Origin of the sequence: Anaerocolumna aminovalerica (genome assembly GCF_900115365.1) — a bacterium.
Lineage (GTDB): Bacteria > Bacillota > Clostridia > Lachnospirales > Lachnospiraceae > Anaerocolumna > Anaerocolumna aminovalerica.
The window spans coordinates 22,322-29,159 of record NZ_FOWD01000049.1; the positions used below are offsets into that span (position 1 = coordinate 22,322).

A 6,838-nucleotide genomic window follows, 5' to 3' on the forward strand; every position below is an offset into this window, starting at 1 on the left:
TCCTGATATGTTAAACCCACCATACCTGGGCAGGTTGATCTTTAATAATGATGTCCTTTAAGAATGCAACCGCTTTTTCCAGTCCCTCTTCAATGGACATAAAGGCATCCTCATGCTCAATGCTGATGGCTCCGTCATAACCGATTAAACGCAAGGCAGTGATGATTTCCTTCCATTGATCTGCATCGTGGCCCCAACCCACCGTACGGAACAGCCAGCTGCGGTCTGATAGGCCGCCATAGCTGCCGGTATCCAATACACCGTTGATATGCGTATTGACAGCATCCACTTTAGTATCCTTGGCATGGAAATGGTAGATTGCGCCCTTTAGTGCTTTGATGGCCTCAGCCGGATGAATCCCTTGCCAAAATAGGTGGCTTGGATCAAAGTTGGCACCTATGGCATTGCCTACCGCTTCTCTTAAGCGAAGCAATGTAGCAGTATTGTATACGCAAAAGCCTGGATGTAATTCCAAAGCAATTTTATTAACGCCATAATTGGCTGCTTCGGCAGCTGCACCCTTCCAGAAGGGAATCAGAACCTCATTCCACTGGTAATCCAACACCTGTTGGTAATCTGTAGGCCAAGAGCAGGTCACCCAGTTAGGGTATTTAGCACCCTCATGGTCACCGGGGCATCCGGAAAAGCTGACTACCGTATCCACTCCCAGTTTTTCTGCCAGCTGCAATGTCTGAGTGAAATCCCTGGCAGCCTGTATACGGACGTCCTCGTTAGGATGTACATGGTTGGAATGGCAGCTTAATGCGCTAATCTCCAAATTATATTTTTTAAGCATATCCTTATAAGCTTGCAGCTTAGTCTCGCTTGAAAGCAATTCCTGGGGATTGGAATGCTTACTTCCCGGTGAACCACCGGTACCAATCTCCACTGTCTGCACACCCAGACTGCTTAGATAACGGAATGCTTCTTCTGCACTGCGATCATATAACGGTACTGTTAATACTCCTAATTTCATAGAAATCCTCCTTTTCAAGGTTCTTATAAACCATGTTTACTGTATAAGTTTTCATAGCTTACTTTACACTATCCAAAAACTATAGATTCATAATGTGTTTATAGCCTTTTTCTAAACTTAGATACGGTGATTCGGCAAACTCCTCCTGCTCCAAAATACAGTGCTGTACACCGATTTCCAATCCCTTACGTATGATCTTGTCAAAGTCCAACACGCCTTCGTCTAAATCCACACACTTCTTGCTTTCAAAATCAGCCATTTGCTTAATGTGCAGTAATCGAATGCGGTCCCTCTGCTTTTGCATATATGTCAACACATCTACACCTGCATAAGCTGCCCAGTAAACATCTAATTCCAGCATTACATCCTTGGGATCGGTCAATTGCATAAGCAGATCCAGAAGGGTTACACCATCCTCTGACTTTGCAAATTCATGAGCATGATTATGGTAGCCAAAGGTAAAGCCTGCACTGCGTACAGCCTTAGCAATAGGTGCAAGCTGTTCTGCCAGTTTTTCCACATCTTGAGCCGTTGCAATAGAATAATAAGGCACGATTATAGCCTGTGTCCCAATCTGTTGGTTATAACTTAGTTCCTCATCCAAGGCACCAAGCAGTCGTTCCAATGATACATGGCTGCTAATGGATTTTAACCCGTTTTCTTCTAATAATTCCTGCATTTGGCTGGCTGGCAGATTTCCATATCCCGCAAATTCAACTCCAGTGTAGCCAATCTCGGCAACCTTTTTTAGTACACCGGGAAAATTATCCTTGATCAGCTCCCTTACTGAATAGAGCTGTAAGTTAAACTCCTTGATTAAACTCATATGAACCTCCGATTCCGGTGTTTTAGCACCATTATATTTACAGTATGATCTGCCGTCCCTCTCTGGCAGATTGATAAATAGCATCTAGAATCTGTGTGACTACTGCGGCCTGTTCCGGTAGTACAACCAGCTCACCTTTACCTCGAATAGCGTTAAAGAAAGTTTGCTGCTCTATCACTTCTGGAGTAGTAGCATTGCCGTCATAGAAAGCAACACCTCCTGCTTCCAGGTTAGGTTTTAGCTCATATTGGCGGTCATTTTTTGTTCCGTTGATAGTCAGCCCATTTAGCATATCCGCACCGGCCTTGGTACCGCACAGTACAGTTTTAGCCTCATGGACATCCAGTGAATTAAGGGCCCAGCTGGCTTCCAACGTAATAGTTGCACCATCCTCCATAATGATAAATCCAAAAGCACTATCCTCCACAGTGAATTTTTCAGGATCCCATGGTCCCCAGGCATTGGCAGGCTGCGTCTCCCCGTTAAGCTTGTGGTATATGGTGCCTACTACACTTTTAGGCTTGTAGTTATTCATCATCCACAGCGTTAGATCCAAAGCATGAGTGCCGATGTCGATCAGAGGACCTCCACCCTGCTCATACTCATTTAAAAATACGCCCCATGTTGGAACCGCCCGACGACGTATGGCTTTTGCTTTTGCATAATATATATCGCCCAGTTCACCATTTACACATTCCTGCTTAAGATAATTGCTGTCTCCCCTGTAACGGTTTTGGTAACCGATGGTTAACAGTTTATTGGTTTTTTTCGCTGTTTCAACCATCTCTATGGCCTGAGTGTAATTGATAGCCATTGGTTTTTCGCACATTACATGTTTACCTGCATTGAGAGCTGCCACAGTGATTTCACAATGTGAGCGGTTAGGTGTGCAAACATAAACGGCATCCAAATCCAGTTGGATTAATTCCCGGTAATCGGTAAAAATTTTGGCATCCTCAGTGCCATAATTTTTTGCAGCTTCTATGGCACGTTCCTCAATGATATCACAAAAGGCAACAATTTCAGCACTGCCTTCTTTTTTGATGGAGGGCAGGTGTTTTCCATTTGCAATACCGCCGCATCCGATGATTCCTAGCTTTAATGTTTTCATATGTCTTCATCCTTTCATAGATTATATTGGGAATTTAAGTACTTGTATTCTTCTATGAATTAATTATAATATAACTAAGCGGTATATGCTTGCCGTAAATAATATATTTTGTGCCATAATTAGCTACTATTTTGTGAAAAAGGAGAATTCAAATGTCCAATCAGATGTATGATTACGAAATATCCCGGGATAACCAGTCTCTTCCTTCCTTCTGGTATTCCTTAAATAATAGTTGCGCACCTCATTTTCACAGTGCTCTGGAACTTATATATGTGCGCAACGGTACCATGGAAGCAACCTTAAATGGGAAGTTTTACTGTGTACAAGGCGGGGAACTGCTACTGGTACCAAGTTATACTGTACATCGGTTTTTAACACCTGTAAAATCAGAAACACTTGTAATGATTATACCTCTTTCTTACATACCGTCCTTTCAAAAGATATTGGCAGGGCAAAACTTTTCCTTATGCCAAATATTCAATAATTCTTTAAATAAGGAAGTAGCCCGCTGTATGCGGCGTTGCTGCGAACTGCAACAAAAAACCCCTGACTCTACGGCTATCAGAGGGTATATTCATGTGATTTTGGCTTTACTGACAGAAAATATTCCACTGGAAGATAAATCTACAAAAGATGATGACGCTTTGGTTCGTAATATTCTAAGTTACCTTAACAATAATTACAAAAATTCACTGTCTCTTAAATCCATTGCTGACGAATTCGGTTACAGTGCCAGCCGGTTTTCCCATATATTCAACAAACACGTAGGGTGCAGCATCAGTGAATATATCAACGCATTACGTTGCAGGCAGGTTGCAGGTATGCTGTTAGATGGTGAGAAATCCATTACCCAGGCTGCAATGAGTGCCGGCTTTAACAGTATGCGAACTTTCTACCGTGCTTTTATGCATGTATTTGGTGTCAGCCCAAGCAAATATGTGGATGTATTTAAGGAAAATGATGCCCTGAGGCATTCTGCAAATAAGTCAGTTAATCAGCCATAGGAAAGGTATTTTCTTTGAAAGATGACATATATTCTTAATATAAGCTTAAATAAGGAATATATATGATAATACATGTTGTGCAACCCGGAGAAACAATTACATCTATTGCAGAGCTTTATAACCTTCCAGCAGATAGAATAATACTGGAAAATGAGATAAAAAACCCCTCTAATCTGGCAATTGGCCAAACTATCGTAATTGTCTACCCTTTATTAACTCATACCGTACAAGAAGGGGAAACCTTAGAAAGTATTGCAGTGATGCATGATGTTACTATAATGCAGATTTTGAGAAATAATCCTTATTTATCAGACAGAAACAACCTCTATACTGGTGAAACTATTACAATAACCAATGAAACAGATAAAATCGGCAGTTTATCAGTAGGCGGATATGTTTCTTCCTATGTAGACAGAAACATATTAAGAAAAACATTACCTTTCTTAACTTTTCTGACAGTGTTTGATTATCGGGTAGATGCCAATGGAAATATTAACGTTCTTAACGATCAGGATATTGTAAACATGGCAAAAGAATATGGTGTTTTTCCCATGATGTTAGTATCCACTATATCAGAACGGGGAGTCGGAAGCTTGGAAACAGCTCTTGCTATCCTGAATAATCCTGATGCTCAGGGCAATATGATAGATAATATTATAGCTACTATTAAAGCAAAGGGATTTTATGGCCTGAATCAATATTTTCAATATATATATCCTGAAACGAAAAATCTGATTGAAAGTTTTATTATAAAAATGAGTACACGGTTAAAAAACGAAGGGTTACGATATACAGTAACCGTAACACCCAGAGTAGATATTGAAAGAACCGAAATAACTTATGAAACCATTGACTATTCAGCCATATATCAATATGTTGACGCAATACTGCTTTTATCTTATGAGTGGGGATATTCTTTGGAACCCCCCACATCGGTGACTCCCATTAATATTGTAAGGGAGACAATTAACCATGCTGTAAATATGGCTCCCCCCGATAAATTCGTACTTGGAATGCCTGTAATTGGTTATGATTGGGAGCTTCCATATATTCCTGGGTATACAGTGGCAAATGCAATCACATTTGACATAGCAATTCAAATAGCTGCAGATAACGGAGTACCCATACAATTTAGTGAAGTAGCAGCCGCATCCTACTTTTTTTATTATAATGTAGATGGAACGCTGCATAATATATGGTTTAAGGATGCCAGAAGTATAGATAGATTGACTAGGCTAATACCGGAATATGGGTTGCAAGGGGTATCTATATGGAATAATATGTACTTTTTCGCCCAAATGTGGCTTGTGATAAATAATCTGTATGATATAGAAAAATTAGAATTTTGATGGAAAGTGTTAAAAATCTGAAGCTATTCTATGATAGTTAATAAGGCTGGAAGCAGTTTTATAAGCTTACCAGCCTTAGTTTTGTTACAGGCCCAGATATGAACAAGGACAAAAATTTCATCTTCTTTTCTCATCTGCTGTATTTTAGAATGAAGTTACCCATTTCCATTGCACAATCCTCACTTTGTGGGTATACTCCAACATTATCTCCATAAGCATGACCTAAGCCTTTGTATAATACGGTTTTTGTTTCCACACCTGCCTTAGTAAGCTTTGCAGCATATGCCAAACATTCTACTTTTAGAAAATCATGTTCTCCAACGGTAATAAATGTAGGTGGAAGTCCTTTGGGATCTCTAATATACGGACTTAAGTATTCATTTTTACTATCAGTCGTACCTAAAATCTGGCCTAACCCTGCTGATAATCCTTCAAACATTCCCAGCATCATTTCTATGCCAGTTTTATGCTTTGGAGCAATCTCATATTCATCTTTGCTCCACTTAAAGAATTCATCTTCCACATTAGCCATATTTAAAGTAGGATAAAGCAACAATTGCCCTTTTACCATATTCAATCCTTGCTCCATATCTTTTGTAGTACAGTATTGAGTTAAGTTTCCACCGGCACTGTCACCTGCTACGAAAATGTTATTTATGTTACCACCAAGACTTTCTGCTTTACCATAAATCCATTTTAATACGGAATAACAATCTTCATGTCCTGCCGGGTATGGATTCTCGGGGCCTAAACGATAGTCAACCGACACTGCTAAGATATCTGTCTTTTCAACAATTAGTTTTACTAATTCTTCAACAACATCCGTTGAACCACCAAAGAAGCCGCCGCCATGAATATAATAAAGGATTGGCGCATTTTCCTTTACCGTTTCTGATTTGTAAATGCGGATTGGTATTTTGTATCCATCTGCAGCTTTTACAGTATCATGAATAATATCAATCTTCTTAGTAACGATTGGGATACTCTTAATTCCACCGAACATCTTTCTTAACCTTGCAATTGATTTTGGGGAAGTATCCATTTTAAATAACCTTTTGGGTATAAATTTCATCAAAGCTATTGGCTTTTTCATATCGCTGTAATAACGTGGATCCATTATCCCTTTTTCATCATTATCTGGTATATTTTTTACCAGCACTGCTGCTCCCTTTATATTAACTATTTCTTGTCTTTCTATTATTTTATTTAACAGTTCTTGTGAATATTTACGGCTCATTTTTGATTCATCTCCTTATATAATATATTTAGGTTGATAAAGGTAACCTATAACCCTTTATTAACTGTATCATTATACAGAATGTTTCTGTATAATGTTTGTATTAGATAGAGTGACATCGATTTCTCCTTGAGGCATTTTTATGACCTCGTTATCGAAAGACTGATGCCTCTGTCTGATAAACAGTTTACGAATAAGTTGGATGTTGACCCTTTCAGGGTACTTCGTATATGCAATAAGGCGGTAACGTTTATCAGTTCAGAGGAAAACTATCTAAAATACTTTTTCAGGTGGTGTTCTATGTTTTATTTAGGTATTGATATTGGTAAAAACAC

At 39.3% G+C, this 6,838-nt stretch carries 6 protein-coding genes; 2 read left to right on the plus strand and 4 right to left on the minus strand.

The genetic code is table 11. The features are described from left to right. Positions 1 to 10: 10 nt before the first annotated feature. The 3 genes from BM183_RS18415 to BM183_RS18425 all read right to left on the minus strand — a co-directional run bounded on the left by BM183_RS18415 (position 11) and on the right by BM183_RS18425 (position 2,913). On the minus strand, positions 11 to 976 hold the full coding sequence (locus BM183_RS18415; protein ID WP_091688759.1) for a sugar phosphate isomerase/epimerase family protein: 966 nt from the start codon (positions 974 to 976) through the stop codon (positions 11 to 13). A gap of 79 nt (positions 977 to 1,055) precedes the next feature. After that, the gene (locus BM183_RS18420; RefSeq protein ID WP_170848079.1) at positions 1,056 to 1,802 is read right to left on the minus strand and encodes a sugar phosphate isomerase/epimerase family protein; all 747 of its coding nucleotides are present in this window, start codon (positions 1,800 to 1,802) and stop codon (positions 1,056 to 1,058) included. Between the two features lie 37 nt (positions 1,803 to 1,839). Next, on the minus strand, positions 1,840 to 2,913 hold the full coding sequence (locus BM183_RS18425) for a Gfo/Idh/MocA family protein (protein ID WP_091688763.1): 1,074 nt from the start codon (positions 2,911 to 2,913) through the stop codon (positions 1,840 to 1,842). Between the two features lie 152 nt (positions 2,914 to 3,065). Here BM183_RS18425 and BM183_RS18430 point away from each other — a divergent pair, with 152 nt between their 5' ends. Together BM183_RS18430 and BM183_RS18435 are read left to right on the plus strand one after the other, a co-directional pair. Continuing rightward, the gene (locus tag BM183_RS18430; RefSeq protein WP_091688765.1) at positions 3,066 to 3,917 is read left to right on the plus strand and encodes a helix-turn-helix domain-containing protein; all 852 of its coding nucleotides are present in this window, start codon (positions 3,066 to 3,068) and stop codon (positions 3,915 to 3,917) included. A 62-nt stretch (positions 3,918 to 3,979) separates the two neighbouring features. After that, a complete protein-coding gene (locus tag BM183_RS18435; protein WP_091688767.1) occupies positions 3,980 to 5,266 on the plus strand; it encodes a LysM peptidoglycan-binding domain-containing protein in 1,287 nt (428 codons plus the stop codon). Positions 5,267 to 5,396: 130 nt separating this feature from the next. Here the strand turns inward: BM183_RS18435 and BM183_RS18440 are convergent, their stop codons facing one another. After that, positions 5,397 to 6,503, minus strand: coding sequence for an alpha/beta hydrolase (locus BM183_RS18440; RefSeq protein WP_091688769.1), 1,107 nt, complete (start codon positions 6,501 to 6,503; stop codon positions 5,397 to 5,399). Positions 6,504 to 6,838: the final 335 nt, after the last annotated feature.